The sequence below is a fragment of the Botrimarina mediterranea genome (assembly GCF_007753265.1).
GTDB classification, from domain to species: Bacteria; Planctomycetota; Planctomycetia; order Pirellulales; family Lacipirellulaceae; genus Botrimarina; species Botrimarina mediterranea.
Genome location: NZ_CP036349.1, coordinates 4468168 through 4487196, shown reverse-complemented (window position 1 = coordinate 4487196; position 19029 = coordinate 4468168). Strand labels below are relative to the sequence as shown.

General features: G+C 63.5%; 12 protein-coding genes. 7 read left to right on the top strand and 5 right to left on the bottom strand.

What is annotated here, in order from left to right; translation table 11 throughout:
- Positions 1-112 precede the first annotated feature (112 nt).
- From Spa11_RS17255 to Spa11_RS17230, 6 genes are all read left to right on the top strand, one after another.
- Positions 113-1210 (top strand): calcium/sodium antiporter, encoded by a 1098-nt coding sequence (locus tag Spa11_RS17255; RefSeq protein WP_145114516.1) that lies wholly within the window; start codon positions 113-115, stop codon positions 1208-1210.
- 260 nt (positions 1211-1470) lie between these two features.
- A complete protein-coding gene (locus Spa11_RS17250) occupies positions 1471-2853 on the top strand; it encodes an MFS transporter (protein WP_145114515.1) in 1383 nt (460 codons plus the stop codon).
- A gap of 261 nt (positions 2854-3114) precedes the next feature.
- Entirely contained in the window at positions 3115-3972 is an 858-nt protein-coding gene (locus Spa11_RS17245; protein WP_145114514.1) for a sugar phosphate isomerase/epimerase family protein, read from the top strand.
- A gap of 242 nt (positions 3973-4214) precedes the next feature.
- Positions 4215-5291, top strand: coding sequence for a Gfo/Idh/MocA family protein (locus Spa11_RS17240; RefSeq protein ID WP_145114513.1), 1077 nt, complete (start codon positions 4215-4217; stop codon positions 5289-5291).
- A 252-nt stretch (positions 5292-5543) separates the two neighbouring features.
- Positions 5544-7529: a glucosamine-6-phosphate deaminase gene (gene nagB / locus Spa11_RS17235; protein ID WP_145114511.1), complete on the top strand. Its 1986-nt coding sequence runs from the start codon at positions 5544-5546 to the stop codon at positions 7527-7529.
- Between the two features lie 345 nt (positions 7530-7874).
- Entirely contained in the window at positions 7875-8672 is a 798-nt protein-coding gene (locus Spa11_RS17230; protein WP_145114509.1) for a hypothetical protein, read from the top strand.
- Between the two features lie 686 nt (positions 8673-9358).
- On the opposite strand, the gene Spa11_RS17225 is transcribed toward Spa11_RS17230, so the two are convergent.
- The 3 genes from Spa11_RS17225 to Spa11_RS17215 all read right to left on the bottom strand — a co-directional run bounded on the left by Spa11_RS17225 (position 9359) and on the right by Spa11_RS17215 (position 12895).
- Positions 9359-10054, bottom strand: a complete 696-nt coding sequence (locus Spa11_RS17225; RefSeq protein WP_197529481.1) for a DUF4142 domain-containing protein — start codon at positions 10052-10054, stop codon at positions 9359-9361.
- A 381-nt stretch (positions 10055-10435) separates the two neighbouring features.
- Positions 10436-11770 (bottom strand): SAM-dependent methyltransferase, encoded by a 1335-nt coding sequence (locus tag Spa11_RS17220; protein ID WP_145114506.1) that lies wholly within the window; start codon positions 11768-11770, stop codon positions 10436-10438.
- Between the two features lie 201 nt (positions 11771-11971).
- The gene (locus tag Spa11_RS17215) at positions 11972-12895 is read right to left on the bottom strand and encodes a malate dehydrogenase (protein ID WP_145114504.1); all 924 of its coding nucleotides are present in this window, start codon (positions 12893-12895) and stop codon (positions 11972-11974) included.
- Positions 12896-13023: 128 nt separating this feature from the next.
- Here Spa11_RS17215 and Spa11_RS17210 point away from each other — a divergent pair, with 128 nt between their 5' ends.
- Positions 13024-14169, top strand: a complete 1146-nt coding sequence (locus tag Spa11_RS17210) for a M24 family metallopeptidase (protein WP_197529480.1) — start codon at positions 13024-13026, stop codon at positions 14167-14169.
- 281 nt (positions 14170-14450) lie between these two features.
- Here the strand turns inward: Spa11_RS17210 and Spa11_RS17205 are convergent, their stop codons facing one another.
- Positions 14451-17702, bottom strand: coding sequence for an efflux RND transporter permease subunit (locus Spa11_RS17205; RefSeq protein ID WP_145114500.1), 3252 nt, complete (start codon positions 17700-17702; stop codon positions 14451-14453).
- 90 nt (positions 17703-17792) lie between these two features.
- The gene (locus tag Spa11_RS17200) at positions 17793-18887 is read right to left on the bottom strand and encodes an efflux RND transporter periplasmic adaptor subunit (RefSeq protein WP_197529479.1); all 1095 of its coding nucleotides are present in this window, start codon (positions 18885-18887) and stop codon (positions 17793-17795) included.
- Positions 18888-19029 lie beyond the last annotated feature (142 nt).

Genomic DNA, 19029 nt, shown 5'->3' with positions numbered 1-19029 from the left:
TTACTGGGATTGAAAGGATTGACGCGGATATTCTTTCGATTCTGATCCGCGGAAATCCCCGTCATCCGCGTTCATCCGCGTCCCATTCTTTTTTTTCAAAGAAGCAACTTAAATGGACCTCTTCACGATCGCGCTCTTCATCCTCGGCGGGTTTGTCGGGTTGATTGTTGGTGGTGAGTTGCTCGTGCGCGGGGCTTCGAATCTGGCGGCGGCGCTGAAGGTGCCGGCGCTGGTGATTGGGCTGACCGTAGTGGCGCTAGGGACAAGCGCGCCGGAGCTCGCGGTTACGGTGAAGTCTTGCTACGCCGGCGAGGCGGACCTGGCGGTGGGGAACATCGTCGGCAGCAACTTGGCGAACCTGCTGCTGATCCTCGGGCTCGCCGCGACCGTCGCGCCGCTGACGGTTAGCTCGCAGCTCTTCCGGCTCGATATCCCGGTGATGATCGGCGCGGCGATCGCGTTGTTCGCCCTGGGGTCAGACGGCTCGGTCTCGCGCGGCGAGGGGATCGCGCTGGTGGTGGCGATGGTGATGTACCTCGGCTGGACGATGCGCGAGGCCCGGCGCGAGACTCGCAAGCTCGAGCGCGAACTCGAAGACGTGGCGCCGCACGACGTGCCCGCCACGCCGAAAACGTTCGTCGTCAACACCATCATCGGGCTCGCCGGCCTGGCGCTGCTCGTCTACGGCGCCGACTACACGGTGAATGGCTGCGTCGAGCTCGCCAAACGGTTTGGTGTCAGCGAGCTGGTGATCGGCCTGACGATCGTGGCGATCGGCACTTCGCTTCCCGAGCTCGTCGTGTCGGTCGTCGCCGCGATGCGTGGCAAGCGTGACCTGGCGGTCGGTAACGTCATCGGCAGCAACATCCTCAACGTCGTGGCGGTGCTTGGAATGGGGGCGACGGTCGCCCCGGCGGGCGTCGCGGTGAGCGCCGACTCGCTGGCGTTCGACATCCCGCTGATGGTCGCGGTGTCGATTTGCTGCTACCCGATCTTCTTTTCGGGGATGAGTGTGACGCGGCTCGAAGGGGCGCTGATGCTGCTCTTCTACGTCGCCTACACGGCGTGGCTGGCGTACTCGGCCGCGGTGATCGGCCAACCGCCGGGCCGCGGGTCGCTCGTGGCCTTCTTGGCGCCGCTGGCGGTAGTGATTGGGCTGTTGGCGGTGACACGCTGGCGGCGACAACCCTGGGGGAAGCTGCCCAGCTAACGGCGTGTGGCGAGATTGATTGGCGAGCCGGCGACGTTAGTCGTCGGTGGAATCCATGTACCCGCTATCCACCGACGACTAACGTCGCCGGCTCGCCGTTTCGCCATGCAAAGCGGGCTTTTTTCACAAGCCCTGCTAGCCTCCGAGGGGGCGGGGTCGTTACCATCGCAAACCCGCGGCTAGCGCCGACGGCTCACGCGCCGTAGCGATAGTGACGCCTCTCCTCTCCCAATGCAAAAATCCCGAGCGAGCAGCTACGCATGGTAACGACCCGGTTGTCGGTGATGATGTTCCTCCAGTTCTTCACTTGGGGGGCTTGGTTCGTGACGCTGTTCCTCTGCATGGGGAGCGCCGGGCTGGGCGACTTCACGCCGCGGGCGTATCAGAGCGCGCCGATCGCCGCGATCATCGCGCCGCTGTTCTTAGGGCTGATCGCCGACCGCTTGTTCCCTTCACAGATGGTGCAGGGTGTGCTGATGCTGATCGGCGCCGGCCTGATGTACGGCGCCGCCGGGGCGGTGGAGGCGGGCAACGGCTCGCTGGCGGTGTGGCTCTTCATCGGCCACATGCTCTGCTACATGCCGACGCTCGGCCTGGGCAACTCGATCGCGTTCGCGAACATCGACGACCAGAACAAGTTCCCGGCGATCCGTGTCTGGGGCACGATCGGCTGGATCGTCGCGGGCTTGGTGGTGGGCGGCCTCGGGTGGTCGGCGAGCACCAAGATCCTCTACCTCGGCGCGGCGGCGTCGGCCGTGTTTGGGTTCTACAGCTTCACGCTCCCGCACACGCCGCCGCCGGCGAAGGGCAAGCCGCTCGACATCGGCAGCCTGTTGATGCGCGACGCTTTCGGGTTGATGAAGAGCGTGCCGTTCGCGGTGTTTATCCTCTGCTCAACGCTGATCTGTATCCCGCTGGCTTACTACTACCAGTACGCGTCGGGCCTGTTGTCGCAGACCGGTTTTGAAGAGCCCGCGGCGACGATGTCGCTAGGGCAGATGAGCGAGATCGTCTTCATGCTGCTGATCCCGTTCTTCTTCCGCCGCTTGGGCGTGAAGTGGATGATCATCGTCGGGATGGGGGCGTGGTTCGCCCGTTACGTGCTGTTCGCCTTCGGCGCGTCCGAGCTCTCGACTTGGATGCTGCTCTTAGGCGTCGCGCTGCACGGCATCTGCTACGACTTCTTCTTCGTCACGGGGTTCATGTACACCGACCAGAAGGCGCCGGCGAGCGTCCGCGGTCAGGCGCAGAGCATGCTGGTGTTCTTCACGCAGGGCGTCGGCATGTTTATCGGCTATGAGGTCGCCGGTCGTCTGTTCAAGACCCAGATGCCCAGCCACGACAGCCTCAGCGCGGCGATCGCCGAAGCCCGCCCCGAGTCGACGCTCGGCTTCTTCGAACGCTTCGGCAAGATGTTCAGCCGGGCGTTGCCGGAGAACCTCGATGGCGAACTGGTGAACCAGACGATGCTGCAGTGGAAGGAGTTCTGGCTGATCCCTGCTTACATGGCCCTGGCGATCATGGTGCTGTTCGCGGTGGCGTTCTGGGACCGCGTCGATCGCGACAAGGCTCTAGGTGAGGGCGCCCTCGGCCAGAGCGGCGACGAGTCGGCAACCGCAGGGCCCGAGAACGCGCCGGCCTGACTCGCTGCCCGATGCGACGGACTCTGGCATTTGGCGGCCATGCGTGTAAGGATCGCGGCACGAGTGGCATAGCACCGGGCTAAGCCATCGGAGCCTAGCGGGCGACGAAGTCGCTTGTGGGAGGCGTCTCCAGACGCCGATTACGGTATCCCTTCCGAATCGGCATGGTGTGCGTAATCGGGGTCTGGAGACCCCTCCCACAAGAAGCTGATCCCGCAAGGGCTGACTTCCGCCTTCCCCTTTCCGCCTTCCCCCTTCGCAATGCCTCGCCCCCTCGGAGTTTTCGCCAGCATCGACGCCGGCCTCGGCGTGCACCTGGATGTCGCCCACGAACTCGGCGTCCCCACGGTCCACCTCCACACGCCGCACAAGGCGTCGCGGACCGAGGCGAACGCCGCGGCGTTCCGCGCTCGCTTGCAAGAGCTGGGCATCAAGATCTCCGTCGTCTTCGCCGGTTTTGATGGTGAGTCCTACGCCGACATCCCGACGACACAGCGCACCATCGGGCTAGCACCGGCTGAGACGCGCGCCGAGCGGCTGGCTGAGCTAAAAGAGATCGCCGACTTCGCCCGTCTCCTCTCGTCGCCCGAGACGAGCTACACGGGCGGCCCGATCCCCGTGGGCCTGCACGTCGGCTTCGTTCCGCACGACGCGTCCAGCAAGGAGTTCGCCGACGTGGTCGCCGCGACGCACGCGATCTGCGACCACTGCTTGCCCCACGGCCAAGCGGTCCACTTGGAGACCGGGCAAGAGGCCGCTGGCGTGCTGCTGGAGTTCCTCGCAGCGGTGGATCGCCAGAATCTCGGCGTGAACTTCGACCCCGCCAACATGATCCTCTACGGCTGTGGCGAGCCGCTGCCGGCGCTGGAGCAGCTCGGCAGGCACGTCCGCAGCGTCCACTGCAAGGACGCCAAGTGGAACGCTGACCCCGGCGAGACCTGGGGCGAGGAGACCGCTCTGGGCAAAGGCGACGTAAACTTCGCCGCGTTCATCGGCTTGCTCGACAAGATCGGCTACAACGGCCCGCTAACGATCGAGCGCGAGATCCCCCAAGAGCCCGAACGCCAAAAAGCCGAGATCGGCGCCGCTCTGGAACTGCTTCGCTCACTCGATAAGTAGGCGACGCGAAGGAAGGGAGATAGGGGGATAATTGGAGATAAGGGGGATCGTGGCCGCCGCGGGGGACGCCTTTGGTGTGGAAGATTTTTTAGCACCCACAAAGCCATTCCTTTTCTTAGATAGAGTTTTTTGGCGGCTAGATTTCCCGCGGTCGAACGACCGTCCCCCTCATCTCCAACCATCCCCCTATCTCCTTTCCTGAATTAACCCTTCCTCAGTCAGACCGCACCGTTAGTTCGCACATGCTTCGAGTTGGCATCGCTGGCCTTGGGTTTATGGGGATGGTTCACCACCTCTCCTATGCGAAGCTGCGCGGCGTGAAGGTCGCCGCGATCGCCGATCCAGACGCGAAGAAGCGCGGGGGCGATTGGCGGTCGATCAAGGGGAACTTCGGCCCGCCGGGGGCGAAGATGGACCTGGCGGGCGTCGCGACGTACGAGTCGGTCGATGAGATGATCGCCGACGCGTCTCTCGACGTCATCGACATCACGCTGCCGCCGGCGCTGCACGCCGACATCGCTTGCCGGGCGCTCGCCGCGGGGAAGCACGTCTTCTGCGAGAAGCCGATGGCGATGCGGCCGGCCGACTGCGACCGGATGGTGAAGGCCGCCGCTAAGGCGAAGAAGCAGCTCTACATCGGCCACGTGCTGCCGTACTTCCCCGAATACGCCTGGGCGCTGAAAGAGATCCAGAGCGGCAAGCACGGCGCGCTTGTTGGCGGATCGTTCAAGCGCGTCATCTCCGACCCGGCTTGGCTCACCACGTTCTGGGACCCCGACCGTGTCGGCGGCCCGATGCTCGACCTCCACGTCCACGACGCGCACTTCATCCGCTTGGTCTTTGGCAAGCCGATGGCGGTGTCGACCAGCGGCCGGATGCGGAACGGTCTGCCGGAGTATTGGAATACGCAGTTTGAGTTTAGTGGGCAGTCCGCAGTGGGCAGTGGGCAGGAAGGGAAAGCACTGCCTACGGTGCTCGCTACTAGCGGAACGATTAATCAGCAGGGGCGGTCGTTCCAGCATGCCTTTGAGATTCATCTCGAGCGCGCGACGCTGGTCTTCGACTTCGCGGTGATCGGCGGCGAGGGGGCTTACCTTTGCCCGCCGACAGTGCTGACGCACGACGGCAAGGCGAAGCGGCCCAAGCTTGCCGGCGGCGACCCGATGGACGCCTTCGAGACCGAGCTCCGCGAAGTGGTTCGGTGTGTGAAGGAGGACAAACCCTCCGCGGTGCTCAGCGCCGAGTTGGCCCGCGACGCGATTGTGCTCTGCCAGGCGCAGGCGAAGAGTTTGGAGAGTGGGAAGCGGGTACGGGTTTGAATGGGGTGGTGAGTTCGGGCGTGGCACGCTCCGGTCGCTGACGCTCCCGGCTCGCCAGCAGAACGATGGCGAGCCGGGAGCGTCAGCGACCGGAGGGAACCACCAACCCGCTCCCCCCTACCGATCGACTCCCCAAACCCCAGTCTCTGCGCATTTTCGAGACTTCACTACTCAATCCGCCGCACCGCCGACCGCGATTGCGGTTAAACTGACGTTTCTAGCCACACCCCACCCAAACTTTCGCGCACGCCCATGGCCGCCTTGAAGCCCGCCACCCTCAAGGACCTCGACCCCCGCAATCAGATCGAGCGGATCCCTTGTTGCGTGTTCAAGCACGCCAAGAGCGCCAGCGAGTACGTCGCCGCCCAGATCGCCGAGCTGATCCGCGAGCGCGCCGCCGAGGGCCGGCCTTGCGTCCTTGGCTTGGCGACCGGCAGCACGCCGACGACCGTCTACGCCGAGCTGGTGCGGCTGCACCGCGAAGAGGGCCTGTCGTTCGCCGGCGTCCACACGTTCAACCTGGACGAGTACTACCCGATGCAGCCCAACGAGCTGCAGAGCTACGTCCGGTTCATGAACGAGAACCTCTTCGACCACATCGATATCGATCAAGCGAACGTCAACATCCCCGACGGTACGCTCCCCGAAGAAGAGGTGCTCGCCCACTGCGCGGCGTACGAGCAGAAGATCGTGGATCTCGGCGGCGTCGATATACAGGTCCTCGGCATCGGCCGCACGGGCCACATCGGTTTCAACGAGCCGGGTTCCGGCCGTGAGAGCCGCACCCGTATGATCACGCTCGACAAGAAGACTCGCCAAGACGCGGCGAGCGACTTCTTTGGCGAGGACTACGTGCCGCGTCGTGCGATCACGATGGGCGTTGGCACGATCCTCGAAGCGCGGCAGGTCTACATGCTCGCCTTCGGTGAAGGGAAGGCGAAGGTCGTCGCCGAGGCGATCGAAGGTCCCGTGACGCCGATCGTCGCGGCGAGCTTCCTGCAAGAGCACGACAACGCGGTGGCGGTCCTCGACGAAGCCGCTGCCGACCGGCTAACACGCTACCAAGCGCCGTGGCTGCTGGGGCCGCTCTCCTCGGGCCCCGGCGGCGTCTTCGAGTGGAACGACTACTGGACCCGCAAGGCCGTCATCTGGCTGGCACGGAAGCTCAACAAGCCGATCCTCAAGCTCACCGAAGAGGACTACAACGAGGACGGCCTGCAAGAGCTGCTCGCCAAGAAGGGCCGCGCCTACGACATCAACCTGCAAGTCTTCCGCCAGTTGCAGGCCACCGTCACCGGCTGGCCCGGCGGCAAGCCGCTCGAGCGCCAACAGCCCGGCGACCGCCGCCGCCCGCACGACGAGATCTTCCCGAAGCGGGTGATCTGCTTCTCGCCGCACCCGGACGACGACGTCATCAGCATGGGCGGCACGCTGATCCGCCTCTGCGATCAGGGCCACGAGGTCCACATCGCCTACCAGACGTCGGGCAACGTCGCTGTGTTCGACGACGACGCGATCCGCTACGCCGAGTTCATGGCGGAGTTCAACAAGCAGTTTGGCATCAACCCCGAGCAGACCGCGAAGCTCGAAGAGCACGTCGAGACCTTCCTCCGTCACAAGCAGCCCGGCCAGGTGGATAGCCCCGAGGTTCAAACCATCAAAGGCCTCATCCGCCGCGCCGAGGCCCGCGCCGGCGCGCGTGTCGCGGGCGTGCCGGAAGAACGCTGCACGTTCATGGACATGCCCTTCTACCAGACGGGCCGCGTGCGCAAGAACCCGCTCGGCGAAGACGACATCCAACTCGTCATCGATTTTCTCGAGCGGATTAAGCCGCACCAGATCTACTGCGCCGGCGACCTGTCGGACCCGCACGGCACGCACCGCACTTGCCTCCGCGCGATCCTCACGGCGTGCGACCGCATCAAGGACCGCGACTGGTACCAGCACTGCGTCGTCTGGCTGTACCGCGGCGCGTGGCACGAGTGGGAGCCGCACCAAATCGAGATGGCCGTCCCGCTGAGCCCGCAAGAGGTGATGCGGAAGCGGAACGCAATCTTTAAGCACCAGTCACAGAAGGACCGGGCCCTGTTCCCGGGGAGCGACCCGCGCGAGTTCTGGCAACGCGCCGAAGACCGCAACCGCGGCTGCGCGCAACTCTACGACAAGCTGGGCCTGTCGGAGTTCGAAGCGATCGAGGGTTTCGTTCGCTGGAAGGGAGAGCTGGAAGGCGTGGTCTAGTACGGGCTGCCGCCCCCGGCTCAGCCTTATCTGTAGTGCCGGGCTGCGTGCAGGTTCTCGTTGGCAGGTTGAAATGCCGACTCTTTGCCCCGACGTTGGGCCCTCTTACGAGGTCGATAGCCTGGCGCCGATGGCCGGCTCAGGTGAGTATTGACCGAATAAAATGGGATTTTCCTTGCAAACGGCCCGCAGATCCGGTTAATGAGATCAGCTGCGGCAGCTAGCACGCTCCTTAACTCGGGGCGGGTTTCTCCTCTCTGCGGTCTTGTGTCGTCGCTTGATTCTCTGAGGTCGATCGCCGGGGGCGATTGGCAAGGGTCTTTTCCACCCTATTCGTTTGCAACCATGAATGCTCAACACTTGATTCGAATCGGTGGCGCCGCACGGGGACGCTTCTACGGGGTTGGTCTTCTCGTCGGAGCGTTGTCGCTCGTCGCGACCGCGCCGGCGGAGGCGAGCATCGAACTCAATTTTGGCGCCGACAGTACGTCCTCGAACCCGACCGCGACGGGCGCGTCGGCGAAGGTCGTGATGAGCTTCATCGACTCGCTGCTGCCGGGTGAGGTCGATCTCGAACTGTTGATCAGCAACACCACGGGCAGTCCCGTTTTCGGCAGCGGCGCCACGGCGTCGATGCTCACCGGCTTTGCGATCGATCTTCCGATCGGTGTGTCGCTCGTCGCCAACAGCCTGATGACCGACCTCGACGGCGACACGGTGGCGTACTTCGACACCTTGCTGGTCAATGCAAGCTTGCCGCCGTTTGGCAGCGTCGATTTTGGGGTCGCGGACAACGCCAACTTTCAGGGCGGGAATGCGAACGGCGCACTCCCCGCTGGCTCGAGCGACAAAGTATCGATCAAGCTGAGTGGGGGCACGGCAGCCGTCTTGGAAGCGGCGTTCCTCTCCGCCCTCACGGACCCGGGCGACGATTCCTACAAACTGACGTCGTTCGTCAGGTTCCAGCAGGTCAACGCCGGCGAAGGAAGTGACAAGCTGACGGACCCCACGATTACGATGACTCCGCCGCCACCCCCCACGGACGGCGAAGTCCCCGAGCCTGCCAGTCTGTTCGTGTGGGCGATGGTCGCCACTTTGGGAGTTGGTTCCGCTACGGGTTGTCGGCAGCGCAACCGTGCTTGACGATCGCGTCGAGGGGACCTTTGTGACCGAGGGGTAGCTAGAGCGTTCTTCAATTTGCCATCACGTCTCGCGCAGAGGCGCTGAGACAGCAGAGTTGGATGACTTGAAGACTCACGCAAAGGCGCTAAGCCGCAAAGAACGCGTTGCTCTGCGATCGTTTGTGGCTACGCTCATTTCTCAACGACTTTGTCTTTGCGCCTTGGCGGCTTGGCGTGAGTCTTCGCTGCCTAGCCTCTGCGTCTCCGCGTTTCTGCACGCGACGCTACGGAGGAATGAAGTACGCTATATGTGGAGCACGCTTTAACGACACCTCCGGGACCGACCTCCGCGGGTCGTGGCGGGAAGTTCGACAGGGCGGCGGACTTTGGGCCGACGTGCGGTGGTCGATCCCCAGGTAAGGCAGCCCCTTTGGGGGGCGCCCTCCTGAGCCTCTAGGACGCACGTTAGGGCGTTGCGAGGGCGAGGTGAGGTTCTGTCGCCCCGAGGTGTTTGAGGCCTTCTACGGGCCTCTGTGGGGCCTGTAGACGGGTGTTCATGACCACCGCCGGGTCGGGCGGCAGCCGCGGCTCCAAAAGGCGTCCCGTCAGCCCCGATCGCCGAACGATCGTCGGACCGCTTCAACAAAAAAAGCCCGCCGCCATCTCGGGATGGCGGCGGGCTCACTTCAGAGCGGTTGCAGTCTCAGGTTAGCTATTCTTCTGCTCCTTCATCAGCTTCTTGGCCTTGTCGAGGTGCGACTGGACCTTCTCCTTCGCGTCGGCGACCACCTGCTTCAGTTCGGGCGAGACCGCATTCTCGGCCGCCTTCAGGTGGGCGACCATCTGAATGTGCGTGGCGACCTGGCAACCCAGGAACGCCTGCTCCATCTCCTTACCACTGGTCTCTTGCAGTTCTTCCTTGGTCATAGCGACGCAGTTCTGCGTGGCTTCTTTCTCGATCTGGAAGAGCTTCTTGTCGGTCGGGTTCTGTGCGGCCGTCTGTTGCGACGCACTGGGATTATCAAAGCCCGGCGTAATGTTAGTGCCGGCCTGCTGCGAACGCTGCTGATCGCGATCCCACGAGCTGCTGTCGCTGGAGAGCTTGGTCGAAGCGGCCTGCGGCGCGAAGCGTTCTAGTTCTTTGTTGAGCTTCTTGTGGTCTTCGGCCAGCGTCTTGGCGAACTTCTTGACGTCGCCGTCGTCGAGGTTCTCTTCGGCGAACTTGGCGATCTCGATCTCGCCCAGGTTGGCGAGGATCAGGCAGGACGCGACGCGGTTGTCGATCTGCGAGCTGTTGGCGCGCGTCGACGACTGAATGTTCTGTTGGCCCGACGTCTGAACGACCTGTGCCGATACGACGGACGTCATGGCGACACACAGGGCAACGGTTAACAGACACTTCATCTTGACATCTCCGATAGAGGGGAGGGCGGGGCGGCCCCGCATGAGAAACACAACCGGCGGTTGCGAAGGCGCAAAATCACCGGTCAGCGCTAAGGGCGTCGAGGCGATGCGACTGGCACGTCAGCTAGGCAAACGACATGCCTCGCCGTCACAATCGGCGACAATCTCTTGCGAGCGCCTTCAAAAAGAGGCGTCCTGAGCGGCAAAGGCGCGCCGAGATAAACACGATCTTCGCTAAATCGCTAGGTGGGGCAGCGCCAAAGCATCCACAACGTTCACGTGCTTGTGGTCTGTCGCAGAGCATTCTGCAATGGCGACGCGCAACGCACCTGCCGGTCGATCAACGGCAGCAATGATGGCGGTCCAAAGGTCGCCGCAACGTTACGCCGCCGCCCGAGCGCCTGCCGGACGCGGCTCGTAGAGATGCTGGCGCGTCGGCGGCATGCCGCTGACGCCCTTCGAGGCGTGCTTGGTCGCTACCGTCTGGAAGATGCACGCCGAACCGTCGCCGAGCGAGTAGCTCACGCCTCCCAAGTAAGCCAGCCACAGCCGGTACTTCTCCGCGCCCACCAGCCGGATCGCCTCGTCCCGGTTGCGGTACAAGTTGCGGCACCAGTGCCGGCAGGTCTGGGCGTAGTGGTCGCGCCAGCCCTCGACGTCGCTGACGCGGAAGCCGTGCGACTCCATCAGCTCGAGGCTGTGGCCGATGTGATCGAGCTCGCCGCCCGGGAAGATGTACTTGCGGAGGGCCTTCTGCTCGGGCCGCAGCTTGCGGAACTTGCGGGCCGACTTCTTCGCCGGCCGGGTAATGCCGTGGTTGAGGAAGATGCCCCGGTCGGGCAGCAGCGAGTTGATCTTGTTCAGATAGAGGGGCATGTTGGCGATGCCGACGTGCTCGACCATGCCGATCGACGAGACCTTGTCGAACGACCCCTCGACGTCGTTGTAGTCCTTGAGCTCGATGCTCGCCCGGCCCTCGAGGCCACGCTCACGGATCAGCTGCTGCGTGTACTCGACCTGTTCTTCGGCGAGCGTCACGCCGTGGGCGTAAACGCCGTAGTGCTCGGCAGCGTGGCAGATCAGCGCGCCCCAGCCACAGCCGATATCGAGCATCCGCTCGCCCGGCTTGAGTTGTAGCTTGCGGCAGATCATGTCGAGCTTGTCGAGCTGCGCCTGCTCGAGCGAGTTGTTCCAGTCGGTGAAGTACCCGCAGGTGTAGACCATGTTCCGATCGAGGAACAACTTGTAGAAGTCGTTGCCGATGTCGTAGTGGAACTGGATGTAATCTTTGTTGGCGGACTGCTCGCGATCAAAGCCAGCGTCATCGCCGTTAAAGCCGTTCTTGTCTTGGACCGGCTCATCCCGTGCAAAGAGGAACGGCAACAGATTCCGTGCGACGGCGAGCTTGCTCACCTTGCCGACGCGGCGGCGCGAGTTCTTGACGCGGGCCTTGTCGGCGAAGTCGATGAAGTCGGCGCCGTAGAAGTCGACGCCGCCGGTGGCGTACTGGCGGATGACGGTCTCGAGCGAAGGCCGCCGCAACAGCGCGCCGATGACCCCGGGGCCGCGGATCGAGAGGCCGATGTTCGGGTCGGCGTTGGGACCCAGGGGCACGACCGACCCATCCCACAGCCGCACCGAGATCTCGGCGCCGAGCTTCTGGCCGATCATCCCAAAGAGCCGCTTCGCCGCTTCAAGTCGTTTTGCGTCGCCCATGACCGACTCCGTGCGCCAAAATGAAGACATTGGCCGTGGACCGTACTAGCGGCTGCCAACGATGGCAAGGCGAATCGTGGCAGGATAAAGAATGGAACGATTGTGGGAGGGGTCTCCAGACCCCGATTACGCGCACCACGCCGTTACGGCATGGACACCGTAATCGGGGTCTGGAGACCCCTCCCATAGTGGATTTGCTAGCTAAACGTCCTTGTCTTCGCGCAGCGTGCCGACGATCACCTTGCGGATCACGCTAGCACTGGCGCGAAACGCCTCGGCTTCCTCTTCGTTCAACTCCGGCTTCATCCAACGCACAATCCCTTTCTTTCCGACCACCACCGGCACGCTCAGGCAGACGCCGCTGACGCCCTGGTAGCCATCGATCAGCACCGAGAGGGGCATCGTGTGGCGGGCGTCGGTGACGATCGCTTCGATGAGGTAGGTCGCCGCCATCGCGATCGCGTAGTTCGTGCAGCCCTTCTTGTTGAAGACCTCGTAACCGGCGCCGACGGCGCGGGCGAACATCTCCCGGCGGTCGGGGCGGTCTTCGAGCGGCTCGCCGCCCGCCTCGGCGCAGCTGAAGGCGAGGAACTGGCTGTCGCCGTGTTCGCCCATCGAGTACACCCGGATGTCGGCGGGGTGGATGCCGACCTCTTCGCTCACCATGTCGCGGAAGCGGGCCGAGTCGACGAGCGTCCCGGTCCCCATGACGCGGTCGGGACTGAAGCCCGACAGCCGGATGGCGTGCCAGGTCAGCACATCGACGGGGTTCGAGATCATCACGATCTTTGCGTCGGGAGAGGCTGCCGCCAGCGGCGGGATCAGCTCTTCCATCAGCCGCGTATTATCGGCGGCGGCCTTCAAGCGGTCGGTGAAGTTCTCCTTCCACGGCGCCGACGCGCAGATGACGAGCACCTCCGAGCCGGCCGTGTCGGCGATCTCGCCCGCGCGGATGTCGATGTTGCGATCGACGAAGAGGTGGGCGTGCTGGAGGTCGAGCGCGTCCCCCTCGGCGGCGTCTCGATTGCGACCGACAATCACGATCTCGTCCACGACTTCCTTGACGACGAGCGTGTAGGCGAGCGTCGAGCCGACGCGGCCGGCGCCGATGATGGAGACCTTCATGGTTCAATCGGTGATGTTGGAACCGCCAAGGCGCCAAGAGCGCCAAGGGCGGAGAGGTTTACAGGATCGGTGAGATGGGTTTCGATGGTCCTATCTCAATCATAGCCTGTTTACTGCCGAGCCGACCTGTGCCGCCTCAACCGCCTGCGATAACCGCCGAAGACCATCGCCAGCGGATCGATTGTTTGCAGCGACGGATGGCGGAACAGAACGTCGACGCAGTGCTGCTCCCCGGCGGGGCGAGCTTGCGGTACTTCACGGGCGTGGGTTGGGGGATCAGCGAACGGCTTCTGGGCGCGATGATTGGGCGAGAGGGAGACCCGGTCTATGTGGCGCCGGCGTTCGAGGAGCCGAAGGTTCGTCAGCTCTTGCGGGTGGGCGACGCGGTCCGTGTCTGGCAGGAGGAAGAGTCGCCCTATCGGTTGGTCGCGCAGCTGCTCAGTGAGTGGCGGGCCGAGAAGCTGGCGTTCGACGAGGCGACGCCGTGGGCGTTCGTCGCGGGGATACGTAGCGAGGCGCCGAGCATCGAGCTAGTTGACCCGGTGGGCACCGTCGCCGCTTGCCGGGCCGTGAAGAGCCCCGCCGAGATCGCCATCATCCGCTGGGCGATGGGGCTGACGCTCGACGTGCACCGCCGCGTCCACGAGATGCTCCGGCCCGGCATGACGAACACCGAGATCGCCGCCGCCGCCGACCGGATGCACCGTGAGGGGGGCGCCGATGGCGGCAACACGTTTTCGATCGTCGCCTTCGCCGACCAGACCGCCTACCCGCACGGGCCCGAGGGGGAGCAGACGCTCCGCGACGGGGATACGGTGCTGGTGGACATCGGTTGTGCAGTACACGGATACCAGTCCGACCTGACGCGGACGTATGTCTTCGGCGAGCCGACCGAACGACAACGCCAACTCTGGGCGGTCGAACACGAAGCGCAGCAAGCGGCGTTCGACGCAGCGAAGCCCGGCGCGCCGTGCAGCGACGTTGACGAGGCGGCGCGGGCCGTGATCGCCAAGCATGGCTTCGGTCCCGACTACAAAACGCCCGGCCTGCCGCACCGCACGGGGCACGGCCTCGGCCTCGAGTGCCACGAGCGGCCCTACCTGGTCCGCCGCAACGACACGCCGCTAACGCCCGGCAACATCGCCAGCATCGAGCCCACCCTCTGCGTCTACGGCGAGATGGGCGTCCGCCTCGAAGACCACTTCCTCGTCACCGAAAGCGGCGCCGAGTGGCTGACGAAGCCAAGCGAATCGATCGACAAGCCGTTCGGTTAACAAAATGTAGGAGGCGTCTCCAACGCCGATTTCGCGTACGATGCCGTTGCGGAGTGGACGCCGCAATCGGCGTCGGAGACGCCTCCTGCAGTCCCTTTGTTGGATCAATGCACTGCGTCGAGGCCGCTCATGAAGAACGCGTAGTTCTCCCAGCTCTTCATGGGTAGGGCGAACTTGCAGACGCTCAAAGACCCAAGAGATCAGGGGCGAACTACATTCGGGTTCTCATTTTGGGAAGCCATAGTCGACCCTCGGGGTGACCGGTCGGCCTCTGCGTGCGTCTAGCTGGAGCTGACGCTGTCATTTGCGGTGAGGGGCGTCGAGCCGCGAGTCAGCCGCACAATCACGTAATAGAACACCGGCGTCAGGAAGATGCCGAACAGCGTCACGCCCAGCATTCCGGAGAAAACCGCGATGCCAAGCGTGCTCCGCATCTCCGCACCGGCGCCCACGGCCAGCGCGAGCGGCAAGACGCCGAGAATAAAGGCGAGCGACGTCATGATGATGGGCCGCAGCCGTAGACGGCACGCCTCGACCGTGGCCTCTTCCGGCGACGCCCCTTGAGCCGATTTCTCCTTGGCGAATTCAACGATCAGAATGGCGTTCTTGCTCGCAAGGCCCACGAGCACAACGAAGCCGATCTGCACGAAAATGTTGATGTCCATCCCTGCCAGCCAGACGCCGATCACCGAGCTGAGCAGGCACATCGGAACGACGAGGATGACGGCGAGCGGCAAGGTCAGGCTTTCGTACTGGGCCGCCAGCACGAGGAACACCAATACAACCGCAACCCCGAACACAATGATCGCCGTATTCCCCGCCAGGATCTGTAACAACGTCAATTCGGTCCATTGAAAATCCATGCCCTGCGGCAGAACCCTCTTGCCCAGTTGATCGACCGTACTGATCACCGTGCCCGAGCTCACGCCGGGCAGCGATCCACCGTTGACCGACGCCGCCGTTTTGCCGTTGTAGCGGAGCACGAGGGCTGGGCCACCGATTTCGTTTACCTGCGCCACGCTGCCCAGCGGAACCATCTCGCCAGCCGAGTTGCGAACCTTCAGCCTCGTCACCTGCTCGGGCGTCAGCCGGAACTGCGGATCGCCCTGAAGATTGACCTGCCACGTGCGCCCGAACTGGTTGAAGTCGTTGGTGTAGTATCCCCCCAGGTAGAGCTGCAACGTGAGGAAGACCTCGTCGAGGGGGACGCCCATCGATTTGCAGCGAGCGCGGTCGACATCGACGTACATCTGCGGCGTTTGCGCCCGGAACGCGCTGAACATCCCGATGATCCCAGGTTGCTCATTGCCTTCGGCGGCGAGATCGTCCGCCGCCTCCTGGAGGGCGTCGAGTCCAAGCCCGGTGAGATCGCGGACCATCAGCTTAAAGCCACCCGCGCTGCCGAGACCGTCGACGGGCGGCGCTCCAAAAACCGAGACCGACGCTTCTTGCACGTCGCGATAGCAGGCGGCCCGCAGCTTCGAAGCGATTGCGTCGGCGCCCAAGTCATCGCCGTGGCGATGGTGGAACTCGTCGAGCACCACGTACACGGTTCCGTAGTTGGACCCGATCGCGTTTTGCACGATCGACTGACCGGCGATGGTGATCGTGTGCGCAATGCCCGGGACGCCATCTCCGTGACCGTCTCCGGAGTCCCCAAGAGCGTCATCGTCGCTTCCCAGAGCGATCTTCTCGATCTGCTCCATCACTGCCTTGGTGCGCTCCAGCGACGACGAGTCTGGCAACCGCACATCGACCAGCAGGTAGCCTTTATCTTGCGAGGGAATGAAGCCGATGGGGACCCGTGTAAAACTGAAGTAGGTGAGCGCTAGCAATCCGACATAGACCAACAATACGAGCGCGCTGACCCGCAACAGGCCGCGAACGATCGACGCGTACAGATCGGAGCCCTGGGTGAACCCGCGGTTAAAGAGCCGGAAGAACCAACCCAGGCCGAACTGCATCAATCGCGAAAGTAGGTCTCTCTGCTGCTCCTTCGGCTTCAGCAGCAGCGCGCACAGCGCGGGACTGAGGGTCAGTGAGTTGACCGCGGAGAAAAAGGTGGAGACGGCGATCGTCAGCGCGAATTGCCGGAAGAACTGGCCCGTGATCCCCGTGATAAAAGCGCAGGGGATGAACACGCACATCAGCACGAGAGAGATCGCGATGATGGGCCCGGTAACTTCGCTCATCGCCTTCTCAGCGGCGGCCTTGGGAGACATCCCGTGGTCGAGATGATGTTCAACCGCCTCAACCACGACGATCGCGTCGTCCACGACAATGCCAATCGCAAGCACGAGGCCGAAGAGCGAGAGATTGTTGAGGCTGAAGCCCATGCCTGACATCACGGCGAACGTGCCGATGATCGCCACGGGCACAGCGATCAGCGGGATCAACGTGGCCCGCCACGACTGCAAGAACACGAGCACCACAATCGCGACGAGGACGATGGCGTCCCGCAACGCCTTGAAGACCTCGTGGATTGATTCGTCGATGAAGGGGGTCGTGTCGTAGACGATGGCGTAGTCCACGTCGGGCGGAAACTCGAGCTTGAGTTCCTCCATCCGTGTCCGGATCGCCTCCGCGGTCGCGAGCGCGTTCGATCCCGGCTGCTGGAAGATGCCCAGGCCGATCGACGGTCGCCCGTCGAGACTACACGTCGTGTCCTCGGTCTTCGCGCCCAGCTGGATGCCGCCAAATCGGGCGCCGTCTTCGTCGCTGCGCTCGTCCGTCACCAGGTCGCGCAGGCGCGTGATCTCGCCGTTGTCCCCAGTCTTTACGACGATCTCGCCGAACTGCTGGGGCGAGGTCAGTCGTCCGAGTGTGCTGAGGGTGTACTGAAACGCCCGCCCCGTTGGCACGGGAGGACGTCCGAGCGATCCGGCGGCGACTTGGACGTTCTGCTCGCGCAGCGCCGCCACGACATCGCTAGCCGACAAGTTGCGCGCCGCCATCCGATCGGGGTCGATCCAAACTCGCATGCTGTAGTCGAGCTGCCCGAGATAAGAAACGTCGCCGACGCCTTTGATCTGGGCCAGTTCGTCGCGCAGATTGATCGTTGCGTAATTGCTCAGATAGAGCTGGTCGTACGTCCCCTTGGGAGACACGAGGTTGACGACCAAGAGAATGCTCGGCGACTTCTTCTTTACGCTGACGCCCGTTTGCTTAACTTCACTCGGGAGGGATGGGAACGCTAGATTGACTCGATTCTGGACGAGCACTTGCGCCATGTCTAAGTCGGCGCCTACCTCGAACGTCACCGTCAAGTTGTAGCCGCCGTCGTTGGTGCTCTGCGACGACATGTACAGCATGTTCTCGACACCGATCACCTGCTGCTCGATCGGCGCGGCGACGGTGTCGGCTACGACCTTGGAGCTCGCCCCGGGATAGGTGCAGCTAACCTGCACGGTCGGCGGCGTTATCTCGGGGTACTGCGCTACCGGCAGCGTCCTCACGGCGAGCGCTCCCGCCAGCGTGACGATGACCGAGATCACCGCCGCAAAGATCGGGCGGTTGATGAAGAAACTGGCCATTGCGTTGACGCCTAGGAACCGGACTATTTTGGCGATGAGGCGCGTTGCGTAATTTCGACTCTCACGATTCGGGCCGCTGCCAGCAGGCGGCTACGAATCGGACGGAGTCCCAGAAGCGGCTTCGGCAGCGGGCTCCATCTCGGCAGCGGGCTCCGTTTCGGCCTCCACCAGCTGCCCCGGGCGGACACGCTGGAGTCCCTTGACGATCACCCGATCACCGGCCGTCAACCCCGACTTCACAATCCGCCAATCGCCGCGCTGTCCGCCGATCTCGACGTTGCGCCGCTCCGTCTTCTGCTCCTCCGTGACGACATAGACGAACCGGACGCTTTGGTCGGTGGCTAGGGCTCGCTCCGGAATCAGCAACGCTTGGTACGGTTTGCTGACCGGGACACGGATTCGTACGAAGAGTCCGCTTACCAGACCACGATCTTCGTTCTCGAACACGCCTCTGAGACGGGCGGTGCCCGTAGTGGTGCTAACCTCGGCCGAAGCGAAGTCGAGCTTGCCGACGTGCGAAAAATCCTTTTCATCCGCCAACTGCACGTAACACGGAACCTCTTGGTCTCGTAAATTGCCGGGGGTCTTTTCCAATTCATTCCCGCTCCGTCGCCGCATGTACCCGAGCAGCGAACGCTCATCGACGTCGAAGTACACGTACATCGGCGCCTCAGCGACGATCGTCGTCAGCAGCGTTCCATCGGTCCGTCCGCCGGTGAGCAGATTGCCGTCGGAGACAAGTGCGCGATCGATGCGGCCGCTAATCGGCGCTTTGATCTCCGTATACTTCAGATCCAGAGCGGTTCGATCGGCGTCTGCCTTGGCCGCGACGACGGTCGCCTCGGCCGACTTCATCGCGGCCACGGATTCTTCGTACTCCTCCTGCGAAATGGCCCCGGAAGGGACCAATTTCTCGCTCCGACCGAGGTTCGCTTTCGCCAGCTCATAGTTGGCCGACGTCAACGCGATGCGCGACAAAGATTGGGCATGAATGGCTTGGTACTCGTCCGGTTCGATCGTGAAGAGAGTCTGCCCTTCTTCGACGTAGTCGCCGTCCCGAAACTCGGTTGACTTCAAGTAACCGTATACACGGGCCCGGACCTCCACAATCGCGGAGGCTTCCGTCCGACCGGTGTACTCGTCGGAGTCGGTGACCACCTGTTCGACGACGCTGGCGACGGTCACTCGCGGAACGGGTTGCTCAGAAGTCGTCGGCGTATCGCTGTTGCACCCTAGGCTGAACGTCGAAAGCACGAGCGCCGCGATTACACAGAGTGAGGCGCCCCGGCGTCGTGACGTACCATCGAGAACTACCGCCTTTAGAAGC

What these genes read in the sequence shown, in the direction of transcription:
- nagB (WP_145114511.1), top strand. Translation starts at nt 5,544, where the DNA reads ATGGCCGCCTTGAAGCCCGCCACCCTCAAGGACCTCGACCCCCGCAAT.
- Spa11_RS17250 (WP_145114515.1), top strand. Translation starts at nt 1,471, where the DNA reads ATGGTAACGACCCGGTTGTCGGTGATGATGTTCCTCCAGTTCTTCACT.
- Spa11_RS17205 (WP_145114500.1), bottom strand. Translation starts at nt 17,702, where the DNA reads ATGGCCAGTTTCTTCATCAACCGCCCGATCTTTGCGGCGGTGATCTCG.
- Spa11_RS17230 (WP_145114509.1), top strand. Translation starts at nt 7,875, where the DNA reads ATGAATGCTCAACACTTGATTCGAATCGGTGGCGCCGCACGGGGACGC.
- Spa11_RS17255 (WP_145114516.1), top strand. Translation starts at nt 113, where the DNA reads ATGGACCTCTTCACGATCGCGCTCTTCATCCTCGGCGGGTTTGTCGGG.
- Spa11_RS17220 (WP_145114506.1), bottom strand. Translation starts at nt 11,770, where the DNA reads ATGGGCGACGCAAAACGACTTGAAGCGGCGAAGCGGCTCTTTGGGATG.
- Spa11_RS17245 (WP_145114514.1), top strand. Translation starts at nt 3,115, where the DNA reads ATGCCTCGCCCCCTCGGAGTTTTCGCCAGCATCGACGCCGGCCTCGGC.
- Spa11_RS17240 (WP_145114513.1), top strand. Translation starts at nt 4,215, where the DNA reads ATGCTTCGAGTTGGCATCGCTGGCCTTGGGTTTATGGGGATGGTTCAC.
- Spa11_RS17225 (WP_197529481.1), bottom strand. Translation starts at nt 10,054, where the DNA reads ATGAAGTGTCTGTTAACCGTTGCCCTGTGTGTCGCCATGACGTCCGTC.
- Spa11_RS17215 (WP_145114504.1), bottom strand. Translation starts at nt 12,895, where the DNA reads ATGAAGGTCTCCATCATCGGCGCCGGCCGCGTCGGCTCGACGCTCGCC.